The 16,732-nt window shown below is 53.8% G+C and carries 18 protein-coding genes, 1 tRNA gene and 1 pseudogene; 10 read left to right on the top strand and 10 right to left on the bottom strand.

Annotation, left to right across the window (positions count from 1 at the left end; translation table 11 throughout):
* Positions 1–196: 196 nt before the first annotated feature.
* Together PSR63_RS27090 and PSR63_RS27085 are read left to right on the top strand one after the other, a co-directional pair.
* Positions 197–1,549, top strand: coding sequence for a dihydrolipoyl dehydrogenase family protein (locus tag PSR63_RS27090; protein WP_274329293.1), 1,353 nt, complete (start codon positions 197–199; stop codon positions 1,547–1,549).
* A 243-nt stretch (positions 1,550–1,792) separates the two neighbouring features.
* Positions 1,793–2,476 (top strand): hypothetical protein, encoded by a 684-nt coding sequence (locus tag PSR63_RS27085; protein WP_274329291.1) that lies wholly within the window; start codon positions 1,793–1,795, stop codon positions 2,474–2,476.
* Positions 2,477–2,563: 87 nt separating this feature from the next.
* On the opposite strand, the gene PSR63_RS27080 is transcribed toward PSR63_RS27085, so the two are convergent.
* From PSR63_RS27080 to PSR63_RS27070, 3 genes are all read right to left on the bottom strand, one after another.
* Entirely contained in the window at positions 2,564–3,097 is a 534-nt protein-coding gene (locus PSR63_RS27080; protein ID WP_274329289.1) for a hypothetical protein, read from the bottom strand.
* 114 nt (positions 3,098–3,211) lie between these two features.
* Positions 3,212–4,132 (bottom strand): hypothetical protein, encoded by a 921-nt coding sequence (locus tag PSR63_RS27075; RefSeq protein ID WP_274329288.1) that lies wholly within the window; start codon positions 4,130–4,132, stop codon positions 3,212–3,214.
* 170 nt (positions 4,133–4,302) lie between these two features.
* Positions 4,303–4,818: a hypothetical protein gene (locus tag PSR63_RS27070; RefSeq protein ID WP_274329287.1), complete on the bottom strand. Its 516-nt coding sequence runs from the start codon at positions 4,816–4,818 to the stop codon at positions 4,303–4,305.
* Between the two features lie 289 nt (positions 4,819–5,107).
* Between PSR63_RS27070 and PSR63_RS27065 the strand changes: the two genes are divergently transcribed.
* Together PSR63_RS27065 and PSR63_RS27060 are read left to right on the top strand one after the other, a co-directional pair.
* A complete protein-coding gene (locus PSR63_RS27065; protein ID WP_274329285.1) occupies positions 5,108–6,160 on the top strand; it encodes a peptidase in 1,053 nt (350 codons plus the stop codon).
* 199 nt (positions 6,161–6,359) lie between these two features.
* Positions 6,360–7,358 carry a DUF1559 domain-containing protein gene (locus PSR63_RS27060; RefSeq protein WP_274329283.1) on the top strand — a complete coding sequence of 333 codons (999 nt, stop codon included), beginning with the start codon at positions 6,360–6,362 and terminating at the stop codon, positions 7,356–7,358.
* A 30-nt stretch (positions 7,359–7,388) separates the two neighbouring features.
* On the opposite strand, the gene PSR63_RS27055 is transcribed toward PSR63_RS27060, so the two are convergent.
* From PSR63_RS27055 to PSR63_RS27035, 5 genes are all read right to left on the bottom strand, one after another.
* Entirely contained in the window at positions 7,389–7,973 is a 585-nt protein-coding gene (locus PSR63_RS27055; protein WP_274329281.1) for a hypothetical protein, read from the bottom strand.
* Between the two features lie 194 nt (positions 7,974–8,167).
* A complete protein-coding gene (locus PSR63_RS27050) occupies positions 8,168–8,473 on the bottom strand; it encodes a hypothetical protein (protein WP_274329279.1) in 306 nt (101 codons plus the stop codon).
* A 43-nt stretch (positions 8,474–8,516) separates the two neighbouring features.
* On the bottom strand, positions 8,517–9,608 hold the full coding sequence (locus tag PSR63_RS27045) for a GNAT family N-acetyltransferase (RefSeq protein ID WP_274329277.1): 1,092 nt from the start codon (positions 9,606–9,608) through the stop codon (positions 8,517–8,519).
* A 147-nt stretch (positions 9,609–9,755) separates the two neighbouring features.
* A complete protein-coding gene (locus PSR63_RS27040) occupies positions 9,756–10,085 on the bottom strand; it encodes a hypothetical protein (protein WP_274329275.1) in 330 nt (109 codons plus the stop codon).
* Between the two features lie 63 nt (positions 10,086–10,148).
* Entirely contained in the window at positions 10,149–10,493 is a 345-nt protein-coding gene (locus tag PSR63_RS27035; protein WP_274329274.1) for a hypothetical protein, read from the bottom strand.
* Between the two features lie 351 nt (positions 10,494–10,844).
* Between PSR63_RS27035 and PSR63_RS27030 the strand changes: the two genes are divergently transcribed.
* Positions 10,845–11,183 (top strand): hypothetical protein, encoded by a 339-nt coding sequence (locus tag PSR63_RS27030; RefSeq protein WP_274329272.1) that lies wholly within the window; start codon positions 10,845–10,847, stop codon positions 11,181–11,183.
* Between the two features lie 265 nt (positions 11,184–11,448).
* Positions 11,449–11,522 (top strand) — tRNA-Ile (locus PSR63_RS27025).
* Positions 11,523–11,642: 120 nt separating this feature from the next.
* On the opposite strand, the gene PSR63_RS27020 is transcribed toward PSR63_RS27025, so the two are convergent.
* Positions 11,643–12,893 carry a tyrosine-type recombinase/integrase gene (locus PSR63_RS27020; RefSeq protein ID WP_274329271.1) on the bottom strand — a complete coding sequence of 417 codons (1,251 nt, stop codon included), beginning with the start codon at positions 12,891–12,893 and terminating at the stop codon, positions 11,643–11,645.
* Between the two features lie 420 nt (positions 12,894–13,313).
* Here PSR63_RS27020 and PSR63_RS27015 point away from each other — a divergent pair, with 420 nt between their 5' ends.
* The 4 genes and pseudogenes from PSR63_RS27015 to PSR63_RS27005 all read left to right on the top strand — a co-directional run bounded on the left by PSR63_RS27015 (position 13,314) and on the right by PSR63_RS27005 (position 15,993).
* On the top strand, positions 13,314–13,688 hold the full coding sequence (locus PSR63_RS27015) for a hypothetical protein (RefSeq protein ID WP_274329270.1): 375 nt from the start codon (positions 13,314–13,316) through the stop codon (positions 13,686–13,688).
* 116 nt (positions 13,689–13,804) lie between these two features.
* Positions 13,805–14,659, top strand: coding sequence for a hypothetical protein (locus PSR63_RS27010; protein WP_274329268.1), 855 nt, complete (start codon positions 13,805–13,807; stop codon positions 14,657–14,659).
* Positions 14,656–14,976: pseudogene (locus PSR63_RS28330) on the top strand (DnaB-like helicase N-terminal domain-containing protein); the annotation flags it as partial. The gene PSR63_RS27010 and the pseudogene PSR63_RS28330, both read left to right, overlap by 4 nt.
* Before the next feature lie 225 nt (positions 14,977–15,201).
* Positions 15,202–15,993, top strand: coding sequence for a DnaB-like helicase C-terminal domain-containing protein (locus PSR63_RS27005; protein WP_274329267.1), 792 nt, complete (start codon positions 15,202–15,204; stop codon positions 15,991–15,993).
* A gap of 73 nt (positions 15,994–16,066) precedes the next feature.
* On the opposite strand, the gene PSR63_RS27000 is transcribed toward PSR63_RS27005, so the two are convergent.
* Entirely contained in the window at positions 16,067–16,573 is a 507-nt protein-coding gene (locus tag PSR63_RS27000) for a hypothetical protein (RefSeq protein ID WP_274329265.1), read from the bottom strand.
* Between the last annotated feature and the right edge of the window lie 159 nt (positions 16,574–16,732).

The raw sequence follows: 16,732 nt of genomic DNA, 5'->3' as shown, positions 1-16,732 counted from the left end.
CTTTTCTTAACCGTCTGCCCGCTGCGTCTGGCCCACGATTTGCGAACTATGAAAACCGTTGATCGGATCGAAGAAGGAATCGATTGCGCTGTTCGTTTTCCGCTCAGATTGGTCGCGGTGCGTGCACGCATGGTGAAAATCAGCAAGGGCCTGATCAACTCGGATAGATATCGAGTGCTTTGAGAAGGTGCCTGCTTTGCCTAACTTATTTGATCTAATCATTCTCGGGAGTGGCCCAGCCGCCAGCCGAGTGGCGACCCGTTGTGCTCAATCAGGCTGGAAGATAGCCGTGGTCGATCCGAATCCTGTCGGTGGTACCTGTGCGCTGCATGGCTGCAATCCCAAAAAAGTCATTGTCCGAGCCGCCGAACTGGTCGATCGAGCGCATCGCATGGCCGGCAACGGAACAAGTCTTGGGGCGGCTGAAATTCACTGGCCAGACCTCGTCAACTTCAAACGAACATTCACCGAACCGGTTACGGAAAACAGGCGAAGTTCGTATACCGAGCTGGGCATCGAAATCATCCAGGCAAAGCCACGATTCACCGGCCCAACAACGATTGAGGTTGGGGATCGCACGATCCAAGCAAATCACATCGTGATTGCCACCGGCGCGGTGCCCCGCGCGCTGTCTTTCGAGGGGAGTGAATATCTCACCGATAGCGATCGTTTTCTGGACCTCGACTACCTGCCAGGTCGCATCACGCTGGTAGGCGGCGGTTACATCGGCTTCGAGTTCGCGCACGTCGCGGCGAGGGCCGGCACGAAGGTTACGATCGTCGACTATGGCGAGCCGTTGGCCAGCTTCGATCGCGACCTGGTGCGCCACCTGATCGACTGCTCGGAAAAGATTGGGATCGATGTCCAAACGCATACCGAGGTCACGAAGGTCGAGCGCGATGATGACGGCAACTTTCACGTCTCGACATTAGGAGATAACGGTATCCAAAGCCGTGAGACCGATCTGGTCGTGCACTCGGCCGGCCGCGTTGCCAACGTGAATGGCTTGAATCTCGAAGCCGCAGGCATCGAGTACAGCGACAAGGGAATCACGGTCAATGACTTCCTGCAAAGCCCAACCAATACCGCGGTGTACGCCGCCGGTGATGTGGTCGCCAGCGGCTTGCCGGCCCTGACGCCCATCGCCAACTCACAGGGTATTGCCGTGGCCAACAGCCTATTGGAAGGCAACTTGGTCAAGCACGAGACCCCACCGGTCCCCCGGGCTGTCTACACGGTTCCATCGCTCGCATCCGTGGGAATGACGCAGGCAGAGGCCAACGAATCGCAGCTCGACGTGAAGGTCAACCATGACGACTGGTCCCACTTCAGCTCGATGAAAAAGGTCGGCGAGACGCACGCGATGTATAAGGTGTTGATCGATAAGCACACCGACCAGATCGTCGGAGCCCACCTGCTGGGGCCCGAAGCGGCCGAGCTGATCAACGTCTTCGCATTCGCCATGAAGATGAAAGCGACGATCGCGGATCTCAAGGCGATGCCGTTTGTCTTTCCGACGCTGGTATCGGATATCAAGTCGATGCTTTGAGCAGGACGAAACGTTCGTAGTTCTCTTTGGTGTATCTCTTCGCGGATGTTGCGTTGGCGGCCCAGCGGCTTGAAAAGCACTACGGAGATCACGTCGTGATCATCTGGTACAATTATTGACCTGTCGTCGTGGATGAAATGGAATGTCTGGGCAACCGCAACGTGCCGATCGTATGATGCAGTTCGTATGGTTGGTTTGTCGGCCGAACGCTGCCCGTCACCCAAGGCACTTGCGGGAATCTGTATGTCCTTAACGGCCAAGCAACGCTCGAGATACGCCATTGTCAAAGAGCCTGTCCCTTTCGTCGTTCACCCGTGGAACTTAACGGTGACGGAGAAAGAAGTGATTCTGACTCCGATGGCAGTGCCATGGAGAGGCATCGGCGTGTTCTGCGGTCTGTTCATCATCTTCTGCGGCGTGATGGCCGTGCCGGTGGTACTTTGGGGCGAGCCCGACCAGCGCTGGTGGGTCGTGCTCTTTTTTAGCCTGTTTGCCATTTTTATTTGTACTTTGATCACCACGGTCATCTACTATTCGTACCGCTCCGCCCAAAGCGATGGCCCGCCGCTGTTGATCGATCGCGTCGAGCGAATAGTCCACGTTCCCAAGTTCAATCTTTCCGTGCCCTTTGACGAGGTCGATCATCTTCAGGTTCGCAACGATATGCCGGATGAAGAGGAATTCAGCCTCGAGAACAACGTCTCGGAGTTAGTTCTGGTCCTGCGCGACGAGAGCCAGCGGAATTGGTACCCACTGCTGATCTGCTACTCGTGCGACTACTACGACAAGCTGGCCAAAGAACTCGCGGCGCTGAATTTGATGCCCATCAAACGTGTCAAGGGAGTGCCTGGCAGCAAGCTGGTGTATGAGAAATGGCTGACGCCAGAACCCGACCGCGGTGCGGAAACGTCTGAAGCCCCTTCTTAAAATGCCGTCCTGATCGCGTGATCACGCAAGTAAAAGCACTTCTTTTGGCATTTCTGCTTTGCGAGTGACTTGGTGATGAACTCACGCTTATGGAAAAGACACCTGAAATGAGTAAATGTCCTCGTCCTCAAAACTGTTATCCCATTCTGGGCTGTATGCCGGGTAGGTTTGCTGCAAGTCGATATCCGTGTCGGAATATGCATCAAGGACTAATCCGCTCTCGGTGTCACCCGCCACACCGATCCATGAATGGGACACTAACGGCAACGGCTTGTCGGCTAATTCCAATTCCGGTATCGGGATATCCTCCGACAGCAAGCTAAACGAACCAGAGTACACCCAGCGAACGTTTGGATCGTTGCAAAGTAGAAAAGGTACGTCGATTTCGATGGCCTTGGGTAGCGTAATAACCCAACGACCGTTCTTCGTATGAACTTCGCCAACCAGAGACGTTAAGGAAATCTTTTGCTCCTGGTTTAGGCCCCATAGTGGTCGCTTCAACTGATCGTCAAGATTCCAGATAAATCGGCTGTGAAAATTTAAGCCTCTGAGTGCCAATCGTTGACGGTCATACGCAGGCATCGAGGTGACGTAGTAATAGAATTCTGAACAGGTATCCACGAACCATTCCCTAAATCATGAGTTCCGGCAGTCGGCTATTACCTTTAATTGTCTGGAAACGTCTGGGTTCTGCCAGATTTCTTCCACGAAAGAATGCCACGCCGCCGCCCCGCCCTACTCCACCGGTTCATGAAACCCAATCAGATGCCGCAGACGCGGCCCGTAGTGGTCGCGGATTTGGCGGATTTGATCCCAGTTGAGATTGCCACGTAATACCGGGTTGCGTATCGCCTCGTTATCGATCGCCATGTGCGTTGTCAGAATGCGGAAGGCTCGGGATATCCAATCGGAGGTGTCTTCTCCATCGGCGCTGGGTGCGTTCCTGGGAGTCAGGCCGTCCGGCCACTGATCTTTCAGGGGCATTTGCGGCCATGGATTGTCAGGCGGCTCGTTCACACGAATATGGGTGAAACGCATCGCGATATTTTTGTCGCCTTGCCGTGTATGGCTAACGATCTCTCGAGGCGCGTACGGAGGCCTGGCAGCGAAGGTCATCTTCCAGACCGACTTGCCCGTAGAAGAATCGGCTTGAACGACCCAGTTGCCTGCTCCGTTTCGCGTGAGCGATTGGCTTTCCGCCAGGGTTTTTGAAAAGGATTGTATGTTGAGGGTAGTGATCTCCTCGTGATCTACAAACTCAATGCCGTAGTTGAAGCTTACTCTGTCTCCTTCGATTCCAAACTTCACGAACGGCTGGGCGTGGGGAATCAAAGCGAGCTCTTGCTCGACAATGTCAAACAGCATGGCCGTCTCATTCGCCACAAACCAGACCGGTGCTTCGTGCTCGTCGGTGGAAAAGTAGAAGCCACCTGGCTCGCCGCGCTGCCAATAGTAGTGCCCTCGCAGGACCGTTGCTTCGTTGGCCGTGATTTCGAACGAGAACGAGAACTGCTGGATGTCTTCCACCTTTGGCGAGATGACCGGTGTGCCGGCAAACAGTTGCTCGATCGATGGCTTTTCGACCGACTCGGCAGCGTGGGCTGTTCCCGTAAGCAAGATACAGAAGCTTATCGACAGCAATATACGTCCAGTCATGGGAGCCTCCTTGCAGGCATGGGGTCAAAAGACGAGGAACTCGCTGATTATGATGCGTCAGCGGTCGCCAGGCAAACAATTCGGTTATTAGGCGACCACCTGCTTCGAAACGAAAAAAGCCATGCCTCGTTTCCGTAGGCATGGCTTTCCGCTCTTTTCATTCGTGCCGATTATCGATCGATCTTAACCGAGTGGAACGGCGGAGCCGGAGGCGTTGGTGGCGTGATCTCGTCATAGTTGACCAGCTCTCGCTCTCGGATCTCCTTCTCAAGCATCATTTCATACTTCAGATGCTCGGCACGCAGCTCGCGGATCTCGGCCTGCAGGGCCTTACGAGCGGCGACATCACGTGCCAGGGCGGCTTCCAACTCGGCGACGCGGTGATGATGGTGATCCTTATGAATCACAACGGCGGCCGGTGCGGCGGTGACGGCCACTGGGGCGTGGTATGCACCATGAATGTAAACGTCGTCGTCGTAACCGTTGTAGTAATCTTCGTACCAGTCCTGAGCGGCGGTTTGCAGATCATCCCCATCGCTCACGACTTCATGCACGATCCGCGTGCGGTCAAACGAAGTGGAAGGATATTCATGCCCCACCATGGTCTTGCTCTTCCAAGGATTGGCAAGAGCAAGACCTGGCAGAAGCGCGACGGTCAGCAAGGCTAGGCTTAGGCGAATACTCATATCGTTTACTCCTGTGTGAGTTGCATTGGAATATCGCTAAGCAAGTGCAAAGGGGATGCCAATTCGTAAAGTCCTAAAAGTAAAGAGCTTGGATCGCGCGTCCGTGATGTTAGTGCGGGTAATGTCTACCACAATCGGGTGCGAAGGGCGTCGATTTTAAGTGGGTCGCAAATCGGGCGAATGGGCATTGTGCATCTGGCGTGTTCGCGTAGAATCCAATTCCAAGTACGGGCATTCTATATTCCCGTAAACCAATAAATTTGGATTTTTACGCAAAAAGAACCGAGATATGGCGCTTCCCAATCGACGACAATTCCTTCACGCTTCCGCTGCAGCGGCGACTGTTGCGGCCACTCCCCTCTTTCTCAACGCCGATAGCAAATCGGGCTCAAAGGCGTTGCGTGTTGGTTCGGGCGAGTATGTCTACGAGTGCCAGCATGATTGGGGCGAGTTGCCGGAAAGTATCCAATGGGGCGCGACGCACGACGTGGCGATCGATGCGGATGGGCTGATCTACATCACCCATCAGAGCCCAGCCAAAGGCCCCATGGACGCGGTTGTGGTGTTCGATGCCGACGGAAAGTATGTTCGCTCGTTCGGTAAAGAGTTCCACGGCGGCGGTCACGGGCTCGACCTTCGTAACGAGAACGGCCAAGAGTTCCTCTACCTGAGCGACGTGAAGAATCGACAGATCGCCAAGCTCGACTTGGCCGGCGAAATTGTCTGGACGAAAGGTTTCCCCACCGAGTCCGGCAAGTACCCAGCCGCCAACAAGTATTGCCCTACCAACATCGCCCTGGCAGCCGATGGTGGCTTTTACGTCGGCGACGGGTATGGTTCGAGCTACGTGCATCAGTACGATGCCGATGCCAACTGGGTCCGCAGCTTTGGTGGCCGAGGTACGAAGCCTGGCGAGCTGAACTGTCCTCATGGTTTGTACGTCGATACGCGAGCAGGCCGCGAGCCTTCGCTGTGTGTGACCGACCGAGCCAACAATCGCCTGCAGTACTTCACGCTCGATGGCAAGCACTTGAGCTACGTCGACAACCTGGTCTATCCATCGTCGCTCGACGTGCGCGGCGACGTGATGCTGGTGGGCGAATTGGATTCGCGACTGACGCTACTCGACAAAGAGAACAACGTGCTGACCTACCTGGACGACGACCCCGCGTGGCGCAAAGCGGTCAACGCCAACGGTCGCAAGGTTCGCCGAAACCGTGACAAGTGGGTCGACGGCAAGTTCGTCCACCCGCACGGAGCGACCTTCGATGCCAACGGCAACATCTACCTGGCCGAGTGGGTCGTCGGTGGACGCGTCTCGCTGCTAAAGAAGGTTGGCTAAGCGTTAGCCAAGAGTGGAAGTGTAGGAGCGGCGTTACTCGAAAGGGTCACGCCGCTTTTTTGTTGACGAAGACTCTTGTTTGCCTGCCGCTTGATATCGAAACAAACAAATCGTTCGCGTGCGTCTGATGGGCTTGCTACGATGAATCTTGTTTGCTGGTCCAGTGAGCCTGGGATCGATATCTAGCGGGAGCGATGCCATGGGGCGATTCAATACGATGCCGGACAACCGGCGCGGCGTCTCCCTGATCGAGCTGGTGGTCGTGCTAGGTATCGTCGGGCTGCTGCTGGCGATTCTGCTGCCTGAGGTTCAGGCAATTCGTGAGTCAGGTCGGAAGCTCACCTGCCAGAACAACCTCCGGCAGATCGTGCTGGGGATTGCCAACCACGAGTCGGCCAAGGGATCGCTACCGTCGCTCTACAACGGGACTCCTCTGCCTCAGCCGCGAAGTGCCCTGGATGAGTTCCACTTTCATAGCTGGCGAACGGTCCTGCTGCCGCAGATCGAGCAGACCACTCTTTTCGATCAGGTTGATATCGAGCGGTTCGCCTCTGATCCGGCCAACCAGACGGCGCTTAACGTGGACGAGCCGACCTATTTGTGTCCTTCATCCCATTCGTATAACCGCGTGGTGCCTGATATCCTCTCGCCGCCGGCCGAGGATGGTACGCCGACGCTGAACATCGTGGGCACGGCCGCGCGGAGTGATTACGAAGTAATCGGGGGCGTCAGCTTCAAGCCCTCCGGAACGACCGATCTACAGAACATCAAGTTCGGCGCGTGGGGCGAGCCGAGGTCTTACTTCTCCGCCGCGAGAAAGAACCAGTACCGCCAGGCCCGGCTTCGCGACTTAAGCGATGGACAGTCGAGCACGATCCTGGTGGCCGAACGTGCCGGTCGGCCAGACTGGTACCGCAAAGGTGAGCCTGTCGACACGTACCCCTACGATGACCCAACCCGCGGCATGGATCACCACCAAGCAGCCTGGGGCATCAGCACACACTTCTGGTGGCTCGTCGTCTGGCACGAGCAAGGGATCAACGAGAGCAACTCGAACGGCATCTACAGCTTTCACAGCGGTGGAGCCAACGTCGTACTAGCCGACGGCTCGGTTCGCTTTCTGCCTGAGTCGATGGATCAAGAGACCCTCAACGCCCTGGTCACGCGAGGCGGCGGCGATGTAGCGGTGGTGGACTGAATCACTACGGCATCTATGAGTATCCCGGTTTCACTTGGCCGCGTTTTGGTTGTGGTCTTCGTATTTCTTCATCAGTTTCGATAAGGACTCCAGAATTCGGTTCCGCTCCTCCGCTGCTGACAAAGGGTAGACTTTCAGCGGCGGTGAGTCGCTTCGATGCAGGTAGATGCTGTATCGTGAGTTGAAGTACGTGGGCAGCCAGTGTTTCTGCTGCTCTCGGTTTAGCATCCCGAACTTCGTCTTCCCGTCAATCCGTGGATCGTCATCAATCCGCTTGATCGCTGCGTCACGCCGCGTCTTCAGTTCCGCGTATTGCTGGTCTGACATGCGTTCTTTGAAAACAAGAACGATATGATAGTCGGACTTCAGGCCAAACTCGCGTAAGAGGTCGTCCGTTTCCATCGCCGCCAGGCTGATGGGGTTGAGAAGGGTGACCTGTTGTTCCCTGCGAATGACGATGGAATGAGGATCGGACTTGACGGTCCAGCCTGAAGGTATGCTCGGCCGGAGGGCTGTCACGATCTCCGCAGGAAATGTGGGAGTCGACGGCTCCCCGGCATCAGCACCGGGTGCCGCTATGAGCAAGAGTAGCAAAGCGATCTTGTTTCTTCTCATCTTCATTACCACAACGGCAACATTCATTGGACCGCGGCGAACCAATTCTTAACTTCAAGCCGCCATGGTCCGCGGCTCTGTATTTAGTGCAGGGTAACATACAACGAGAGCTTACGCGCTTTCCTGTCAAAACTTATGCATCCCTTCCCCGTTGATCATGAGTCATCTCTGGTCTATCTCAGATGCTGCTTTCATTACCGCCACTGCCCTGTATCCACTTCCTGCCGTCGATCTTTCTGTATCAGCTTAACCGTCCGCTCCTCGGCCATCACTTTCCGCACGCGGCAAAGGATGCACGGCATGATGACTTTTCCGCCACAGCCTGGACAGCGCTCGTAGATGGGCTCGTCGTTTTGCAGCGGGTGAACGCCGTCGCGTATGTTTCGGGCCGTTTGCGTTCCGACGCGAAACTTTCGGATCACGGCTCGCAGGCTCATGCCGTCGGCGAAGGCATCTTCGATCGCGTGAACCTGGTCGGGAGTCTTCGTATATCCTCGCATGATGCTGTCCTTGTATCGTTGCGTTGGGAAGTGTGGTGTGTGACTAGTTGAGTTCGGGCTCACTGGCGTAGCGAAACGTCGCGACGGCTCGCCCGGTGCTTGTTTTCCAGTGGGGGTTATTGCGATACATTCCACTTCGCTGGCGACCCGTTTTTAGTAGCTGTCGGAACTCCCAACTGGGCGACCGATTGCAATGGGCGATCACCGCAGGGTGGCTTCCACTGATATGGATGCAGATGGCTCCCTCCTCGGTCAAATAGCTGGAAAGCTCGTCCAGCATTCGCCCGCCCAGGCCAATCCCTTGATAGGTTGGCAAGGTCACCAAGCGTGATATGCGGAGATGGTTCTTGCGGAAGTTATTGAGCGTGGCCGCGAAGACCGCCGGTTGGCCGTCGACTAAGCCTACGTAACAACGGGCCGCTGGATTGAGCTTTCCGTCGAGATAGTGATGCGGCGCAAACAAGGGCCATCGCTCGCGGCTGCAGCGGTGGATCGAAAGCTCGACGTTCGGTTGCCGAAGACACCTCCGCGTAAGCTTGCCGCTGGTCATATCCAGCACCCAGTCAGGCCGCAGCCACCCGATCACGTCGTGATGACATGTCACCGCTACGAACTTTTTAGTAAGCTGCCGACGATCGATCGCTCGGCGGATTGCCAGCGAACCAAAGCGAGCGGTCGTGCGGTCGACGACGCTGGTGAACTCGTCCAGGGCAATCAGTTTTCCCCGCGAGAGCATCCCGCGCGCGACATCGGCCCGAAACTGTTGGCCCGTCGAGAGCGAGTGGTATGGCTGGCACCAGGCAACCGGCGAACTCAAACCAACCGCTACCAACGCATGCGTGATGGTGCGAGTCGAGAGTGATGCTCCGAACCCGTCGATCAAGGCCTGGTCGCGCTTCCAAGCGAATCGCTGGACCAGGCGTTTTCCATAGGCGGCTCGGGCCACGGTCGATTTGCCGCTACCCGAGTCGCCCACGATCATACCGACCTGCCAATTGTCTTCTTCCGACGGCAACTCAACCTGAAAGTGACGCGTGAGTTTGTCTTCCAGCGGCACGTCGAACATGCCGGCCAGTTGCCGAACACGGAATGACTCCGGCACCGGACATTCGACTAAAGCATCAACAGTTTGCATGGTAGTCCTCTTTCCTGCATCTCTTCATAAAGTTCACGTTGTTGATCCTCGCCGTCGCATTGGATCACTACCTGAAACAGTTCCGGGCAACAGGCCCCTGTTTCGCATGTCTGTTCTGTTGGTGGAGACGTCTTCATGGCATGGCTCCTAATTGGCAGTAGTGGCAACGGAACTCATACCGACCTCTTTCGCCTGAGGATCTTGAAACGGACTTGGTCCCAGGTTCAAGAGTTGGTGAATCTCGGCCAGTGCGTCTTCCGAAACGCCGAAGAGGTCATCGATCAGGAAGGGAAGATCGTCATCGGAGTAGATGTCCAGCCGATGGGCCGGAATGCTGGATGTGAACTTCTCGCTACGATCAACATCGATGCTGTAGACATCATCTTCCAGGTCGCCACAGACCGTGGCCGGATAGACCTGGGCCGCCTCGCGATACTTCACCTGCTGTCCGGTCTTCAACGGTTGTCGGGAAGTCATGGGAATAGCTTTCAGAGATTGGGAAGTGTTGGAAATTGTGTTCAGAGCCAATGGGAAGTCGCTTCAATGGCAGCCGCGAGCCAGTTCTTCACGGAATGACTCCTCCCGCGAGAACGCAGATTTTTCGACCTCGGCGATCGCCTGATCGAGTAACTGTTCCTCGTTCAGTAGCCCTCCAAACAGGACGGCCGCAGCAATGTCTTCGCACCAGAGTTGCCGCTGGTCGCATGGCAGGTCGGCTGCCTCGGTCGCATCGTCCGCAAAGTCAAGCACGTCGATCTGCACGATGGCGGCTGACAGGATATGTCGCCCGGTCACTTCGACGTGAACCACGAGTTGGGCCCAGAAGCATCCGCGAGACGTGTCGATCTCGTCGAGTTCGAGCGAAATTTCAACGGCGTCGGTCATGACGTTCCTTTGCAAGTTGATACGGGCGCATGAAAAAAGCAGCCAGCGCGCAAGCGCGCAGAAACATCCGTTTCGGCTGCTAGGGTTGAGAGCGGTCCGTCGCTCGATGTCTTTCAATTCAGTGTTGTTAGGCTTGGTGACTAGGAATTACACAGACATCCTCCCGGTCTAAAGTCGTTGCGAGTCGCGTTCATCAATACTGTAAAAGCGTGACGCTTTGTGTGACACTTTGTCTATAATATGAAAAGCGTGACGCTTTGTCAAACACTTATGGGCTATATTTCAGAAAGAAAGCAGGTAAGATAGCGTGAAGCATTGCCGCAAGCTCTTTCCACGAAAGCAGTCACCAAAATGCCGCCAAAAAAGAAAAGCCAGGTCGAAGCCCAGCCCAATGACTCCCCGCTGCAGAAAGATAGCCGCGGTCGGGAAATCGCGAATCGATCAGAAACCTTGAAAGCCGAAGACATCGAGTCGTTGGCTCAGGAATTCTATAAAGTCTACGAAGTCCTGCACGATTGTGCGTCGTTCATGAGCTTGAAGAAGGTCGAGGAGATTCAAGCGATCGTTTCAGGGCTTCGCAAGAAGGCGAAAGAGTCACAGAAACTAGCCAACAGCCAAATCGGCCGCAAACTAGACGCCATGGCGATCGAGCTAGGGCTTGAGGATCGCCTGCGTGCCCGTACAAAGTAATCTGTCTAGTTCCCGTTGCCCAAGGAGCAATCAAAAAGCGTGACGAAAGTGGTGGCCTAATAGCGATTGAAAGCAGTGGCCAAGACCCACTGCCCCATATGGCTCAACAAGCGGGCCATTGGTAGACTGTTTCTTCGATACCCAGGCGGTAGGTAAGCGAGCTGATTGCTTTCCAAATCACCTATTTGCCGCCCAGGTGTCCTCAAACGATCAGCGCGGAGGCCAAGGCGTGCCAGTCACACCCACCCCCGCCCTGCATAGTTTTGGGCCAGTAGCTCAGTTGGTTAGAGCAGGGGACTCATAATCCCTTGGTCGCGGGTTCAAGTCCTGCCTGGCCTACTCTTTTACTTTAGATGTAGTAGGCATTTAGAGCGATTTGCAGATTAGGTTGTCTCAAGAACCAAACCTATTACCAAACTAAAATCGGCGTTGAGTTTGACTCCGTTGAAAATCCAGAGCTTAGGCGGCTGGTTCTTCAGTGTTAAACACAGGGTCAGCGAGAGTGCCTGCGGCATTCAGTCTCAGGGCCTCGGCATCGAGGTAGTACTTCTGCGTCACACTCACGCTTGAGTGTCTTGCTAACGCACACAGGACCTCTAGCGGCATTCCATTCTGAGCGTTTATCGAGCAAAACGCTTTTCTAAGGCTGTGAAAGCCAAAGAACGAGCATGATGGTGTGCAAACGTGGTCGGCATCCCGACTTGCTAGGAGGCATCGAAGATGCACCCCGGCCAAAGCTTGTAGCCGATGAAATTCTTCGTAGAGCGATTTTTCATGAAGTCCGCCCGTAGGAAAAACGTGAGTCTCGCCGAGATCAACTAGCTTTCGAAGGTAAGAAACAGTTTGCTCGCTAAGAGGCAGAGTCGTTGCTTGCCCGTTCTTCTGAAACGGAATATGCAATGTAGCTTGATCCAAGCTTACGTCTTCCCATTTCAGATTCAGTGCCTCGCTAAGTCTCAGCCCGTTGCTGCGTTGAATCCAGAGGAAGCCTTCCCACCATGCAGAGCAACTATAGGGAGCATCCAATGCCGGACGTTGCGCCGAATCAATGACGGCGAAAATCTTTCGCAGTGCTTCATCGGGAAAGAACCGAGTATCGCTCGGCCATGTCTTTACAGACTCAACATGGTTGGCAACTCGATAGCCCTTGCGGCGTGCATAGGAAAGAACGGCCTTTAAGTAGCGTATGTTCTTCGCAATCGAGCCCGGGCTCAATTTTCCATCTTTAGCCTGCTTGGCCTTTTGGGACATCAACTTTGAGCGGAAATTGGCCACTCCTTTGTCGTCGAGGTCTTCGACGCATTTAGGAGCGAGAATGCTCTCGACCCGATTCAACAGTGAGTTGTAATCGCGGACTGTTAAATCAGCTTTACGCTCGGAGCCCGTTCCCTGAAGTTTGTCCTTCTCGAATTCCGTTCGGAATGCTTTCCAGGCCGTTTTGCCTTCAGGCACAGCCTCTTGGAGCGTTGCCAACTCCGTTGTCTTCTTGTCGCGATACGTGGCGGCTTCTTTGAAACCCGCTCGATAAGGTGAGGGCATCATTTTTTCGCCCGTCTTCCCGTCAGCAGTCTTCCAAAAAACCATCACTCGGTCGCCTTCGTTGACTTCCTTCTGAAACTTGACCGCTTCAGTCTTCCAACGTGTCCGGCCGGATTTCGATTGGCCGTTTGGATATCGCCTTGCGATCCAAACAGAAAATGTCTTCGCCATACTTCCTTCCTTTCATGAGTAGAAAAAGGAGTGTTTGGTTTTCCCAGGAAATAACAGTAGTTCTTGGGAAAACATAGTTGGGTTCGCATTCTCGCGACTTCTAAGGGAAGAAGCAAGCATCTAATTGGGGTGTTTTGACCGAAACCATCAGGCGAAAAATTTTCGGCATGCACTGAAAAAACTTGAGAGAGGCTACTGGGCAGTCCTCGCCAATTTGCTTGCCATGCTTTTACTGTATCGGCAAGCACGTAAGTCATTGAAAAGAAACCAGTTGCATCAAAATAAAGTTGATTTTAGGGGTTGTCAAACTTGACGTGACGGTTCCATACTTTCTTTCACGGAATCAAAAACATGAGTTTTCGCTGGGGCAACGTAGTCGGGCCGTAGCCCAGCTATTTCACATTCAAGAATGGAGTAGTCATGGCACGGGCAGATAGTGGAGCCATTCAAGTAACGCTTGAAGATCAAGATTACGAAGTCCTCGCCGAGAGGCTTTTTCAAAAGATTCAGCCGTTACTCGATCCGGGGAACTGCTCGAATTTTCTGAGCGAAAACGACACCGCGCGTTGGCTGGGAATTAGCCCATCCACGCTAAAAAGATTGCGATTTGCCGGCTTCGTGCGACCAACGCGGGAGCATCCTCTGATCGGTTATAGCCGCGAAGACAGGATCGAAATCGTGACACTAATGTCTGATTCGAAGAAATGGGCGGATGCAATGTCTACCGCCAAAGACCAGCCAGCAACTAGCCGTGGCCAGTCTCGCAAGAGAGCGGCCGAAACCGACGCGGAGTAAGTTCTCCCCGCATTATTTTCGTTGGTATACGCGCATAAAAAATCCCACTCAGTCTGCCATCAACTGAGCGGGAATGTTTCTGCGTTTCAGCAACAGCACGCGCTGGAAACGTCTTCATGGATGATACGACGACATCTAAGAATGAGCAAGGCTCGAAGACAACAAGAGTCTTGGCACCTCGAATTATTCGCCTCTTGGCCGATGTCGAGGCTGCCAAGGATATCACCCCTACTGGTTTCGCATTGGTCTCATACCTGATCTGCCGACAAGACCAATTTGGCTATCGCAGGCCATACAAAGCCTACGCTGCCCAGCTTTGTCGCGAGCTTAACATTAGTGCCAACACTCTCACAAAAATTGCCGACATGTGCGTTGATGCAGGGTGGCTATGTCTTAAACGAAGGAACAGCCGAGATGAAGCCAAATATTGGGTTACTATTCCAGATTACATTCCTGAACACCACAAAGAGCAACTCGGCGATTATCTCAAAATTTGCGGTAATGATCATCGCAAATTTTGCGACGATGGTGACGATCAACGCAGCGATCATCGCAAATTTTGTGATCCTCCTATTCCTAGTCCTTATCCTAAAGAATCTTCTCGTCCGCGATCTCCCCTGGCCGAGATAAACGGCAAGACCCTCAAGCCTGCCAAGTTCACCCCCGAAGACATGAAGACAGCCGAATGGATTTGGCACAAGATCCATTCGGCGTTCCCAGAACACAAACCCCCGAATCTTAAAAAGTGGGCTGAAATCGTTCGCCTAATGCGAGAACGCGACAAGCGGACTCATCGCCGTATCTGTGAAGTCTTCAATTGGGCTCACGACAACGAATTTTGGCGAACCAACATTCTCTCAGTCAGCAAGTTGCGAGATCAGTTCGATGCGTTGGCCGCAAAGATGACAACGTCAAATAACCAGCAAGAGCGAGTCGAAGATGTTTACAAACCACTGGAGAAACCCAAATGACCAAAGCGACTTCTACCCAAAATCTATTCGACGAGTATGCCGAAAATGCGCTCATCACGGCAGCGATTCCCTGCCCTTGGATTTTCGACAAGGTCGGAGATTGGGTATCAGCCAGTGACTTCTTTGACCCAGACCGGGGCGAGATGTGGGAAGTTCTCAAGACTATGCACGAAGCAGGAACGGTGTTTGACCTGCCCATGATTCTCTCGACGTTGGAAAGGTCTGGAATTCCCGAAGATCTCCGAATCCCAGCAAAGTTGGCAGGGTTGCTGCGAGTCGGCTCGCCGGATCCCCAATTCATCGATCAGCATGCCGCGATCGTTAAGGACTTGTCACTCAAGCGTCAACAAGTCTCCGTGCTAACTCAGGCAATTTCCGTGGTAGAGGAATCAGGGAGAAACTCAAGCGATGTTCAAGCATGGGTCGAATCGCGAATGCAATCGCTCGGCGTCGTGGAATCGGCCGTCGTACGTCGTGTTGATGAGATCGCTCTCGAAGTGGTCAGATCACTTCGAGGGCCAAGACGACGCAATGGGCAAGTCATGACCGGTCTCCAAAGCCATGACGAAATGTGTGGTGGATTTCTCGGAAGTGAAATGATCATCCTGGCTGGCAGACCCGGAGAAGGGAAAACCGTTTTTGGTATGCAAATCAGCAAACATGCCGCAATGCGTGGAACAAAAACGCTGTTTGTTTCCCTGGAAATGAAAGATCAAGAACTAGTCTCTCGCATGCTTTGCGGAATGTCCGGCGTAAACTCGCTTCTGATTCGTAATGGCACATACACCGAAGATCACACTCTGCAGATCGAGGAAGCGTCGAGCACGATTGGCGTACTTCCGCTGTATGTCTGGGATAAGGCAGCATCAACAGTTGCCAAGATTCGTGCGGTTGCGAAACAAATGAAATCTGATGATAGCCTGGATTTTTTAGTGGTGGACTACCTCGGTAAAGTGAAACCATCCGATTATCGCGTGAGTCGCGTAGATCAGATCGGCCAAATTGCACGCGACCTGAAAGACTTGGCGAAAGAGCTTGATATTCCAGTGTTGGTTCTCTGCCAACTCAATCGCGGTGCGGACGATGAAGTGCCAAAGCTCAAGAACCTTGCTGATTCGGCTGATGTGGAACGCGAGGCCGATGTGGTTCTGTTTCTGCATCCTGACAGAAAGAGCGGCAGAACGAAGCTGATCATCGCAAAGCATCGTCACGGCGAAACGGGCCTGCTTGAAATTCAGCACGACAAACGGCGAATGTGTTTTGTCGAACCCGAGCCTGATTGGGTTCACGATCAGGAAGCACGGGCACAGCATGATTTCGAGCAATTGCAATAATCGATTGACCGGTTCTCAGGCCGAATCAAAAGGAATCTACAGCATACTCGGGATCGAATTTCCAGTCCTGAATTCAGGCGAGCCCTTTTCCCTTCGGCAAGCTTATTTTCGCGTATTCTTTGCTCAATTCTTTATCAACCGCGATGAGCCACTTAGTGAATTTGGGAATGCCGGCGAGGTATCGCTCAACTAGATGCGCCGTTTGTGAGCTTTTGTATGAAAGATTGTGGCAGTGCCGACAGCCGAAGTATTGTGAGTTTGGTGGCAAATATAGGCTTCCAACACGACGTTCACATGGCTTGCCATTTACGGTCAAGGGGCAGGTAAACCACCAGCGAAAGCCTCCGAGATGGACCGGCGTTGTTTGTAGTGGCACAGGGATCTCGATGTCAGTGCCGTTCGGAAGTCTATAAAACAGCTCGACAATGCGGGGTGCGTGTCCGTAGATTTTGAAATCCAAACGAGAATCCGCGCCATCGGCTTGGCCCCAAGTAACCGTCCCCATGGTGCCCGGAACAAGTCTTCTTTTGAACGTGGCAATAGCGAGGGTGAGTGATTGTTCGACGGTTGTCTTTTTCAATAGATGGTTCCGACGCCCACTTCCAATTCCTCCCATCAACTACCTCCGCTTTTTGCCAAAATCATTTGTGGAAGAAAGAGAAATGACCCCAAATCAGCATTGGGAGAAGAGAAAGGCCAAGCTCATACCTTAGTCTTGTCCAATTCTTCGTAGAACTCA

Source organism: Bremerella sp. P1, assembly GCF_028748185.1.
In the GTDB taxonomy this organism is placed as follows: Bacteria; Planctomycetota; Planctomycetia; order Pirellulales; family Pirellulaceae; genus Bremerella.
The sequence above is the reverse complement of the archived record's forward strand: the minus strand, read 5'-3'. Positions and strand labels throughout refer to the sequence as shown.

Coding starts and splice junctions, on each gene's coding strand:
- PSR63_RS27085 (WP_274329291.1), top strand. CDS start 1,793: ATGTCCTTAACGGCCAAGCAACGCTCGAGATACGCCATTGTCAAAGAG.
- PSR63_RS27075 (WP_274329288.1), bottom strand. CDS start 4,132: ATGACTGGACGTATATTGCTGTCGATAAGCTTCTGTATCTTGCTTACG.
- PSR63_RS27070 (WP_274329287.1), bottom strand. CDS start 4,818: ATGAGTATTCGCCTAAGCCTAGCCTTGCTGACCGTCGCGCTTCTGCCA.
- PSR63_RS27065 (WP_274329285.1), top strand. CDS start 5,108: ATGGCGCTTCCCAATCGACGACAATTCCTTCACGCTTCCGCTGCAGCG.
- PSR63_RS27060 (WP_274329283.1), top strand. CDS start 6,360: ATGGGGCGATTCAATACGATGCCGGACAACCGGCGCGGCGTCTCCCTG.
- PSR63_RS27055 (WP_274329281.1), bottom strand. CDS start 7,973: ATGAGAAGAAACAAGATCGCTTTGCTACTCTTGCTCATAGCGGCACCC.
- PSR63_RS27050 (WP_274329279.1), bottom strand. CDS start 8,473: ATGCGAGGATATACGAAGACTCCCGACCAGGTTCACGCGATCGAAGAT.
- PSR63_RS27045 (WP_274329277.1), bottom strand. CDS start 9,608: ATGCAAACTGTTGATGCTTTAGTCGAATGTCCGGTGCCGGAGTCATTC.
- PSR63_RS27040 (WP_274329275.1), bottom strand. CDS start 10,085: ATGACTTCCCGACAACCGTTGAAGACCGGACAGCAGGTGAAGTATCGC.
- PSR63_RS27035 (WP_274329274.1), bottom strand. CDS start 10,493: ATGACCGACGCCGTTGAAATTTCGCTCGAACTCGACGAGATCGACACG.
- PSR63_RS27030 (WP_274329272.1), top strand. CDS start 10,845: ATGCCGCCAAAAAAGAAAAGCCAGGTCGAAGCCCAGCCCAATGACTCC.
- PSR63_RS27020 (WP_274329271.1), bottom strand. CDS start 12,893: ATGGCGAAGACATTTTCTGTTTGGATCGCAAGGCGATATCCAAACGGC.
- PSR63_RS27015 (WP_274329270.1), top strand. CDS start 13,314: ATGGCACGGGCAGATAGTGGAGCCATTCAAGTAACGCTTGAAGATCAA.
- PSR63_RS27010 (WP_274329268.1), top strand. CDS start 13,805: ATGGATGATACGACGACATCTAAGAATGAGCAAGGCTCGAAGACAACA.
- PSR63_RS27005 (WP_274329267.1), top strand. CDS start 15,202: ATGACCGGTCTCCAAAGCCATGACGAAATGTGTGGTGGATTTCTCGGA.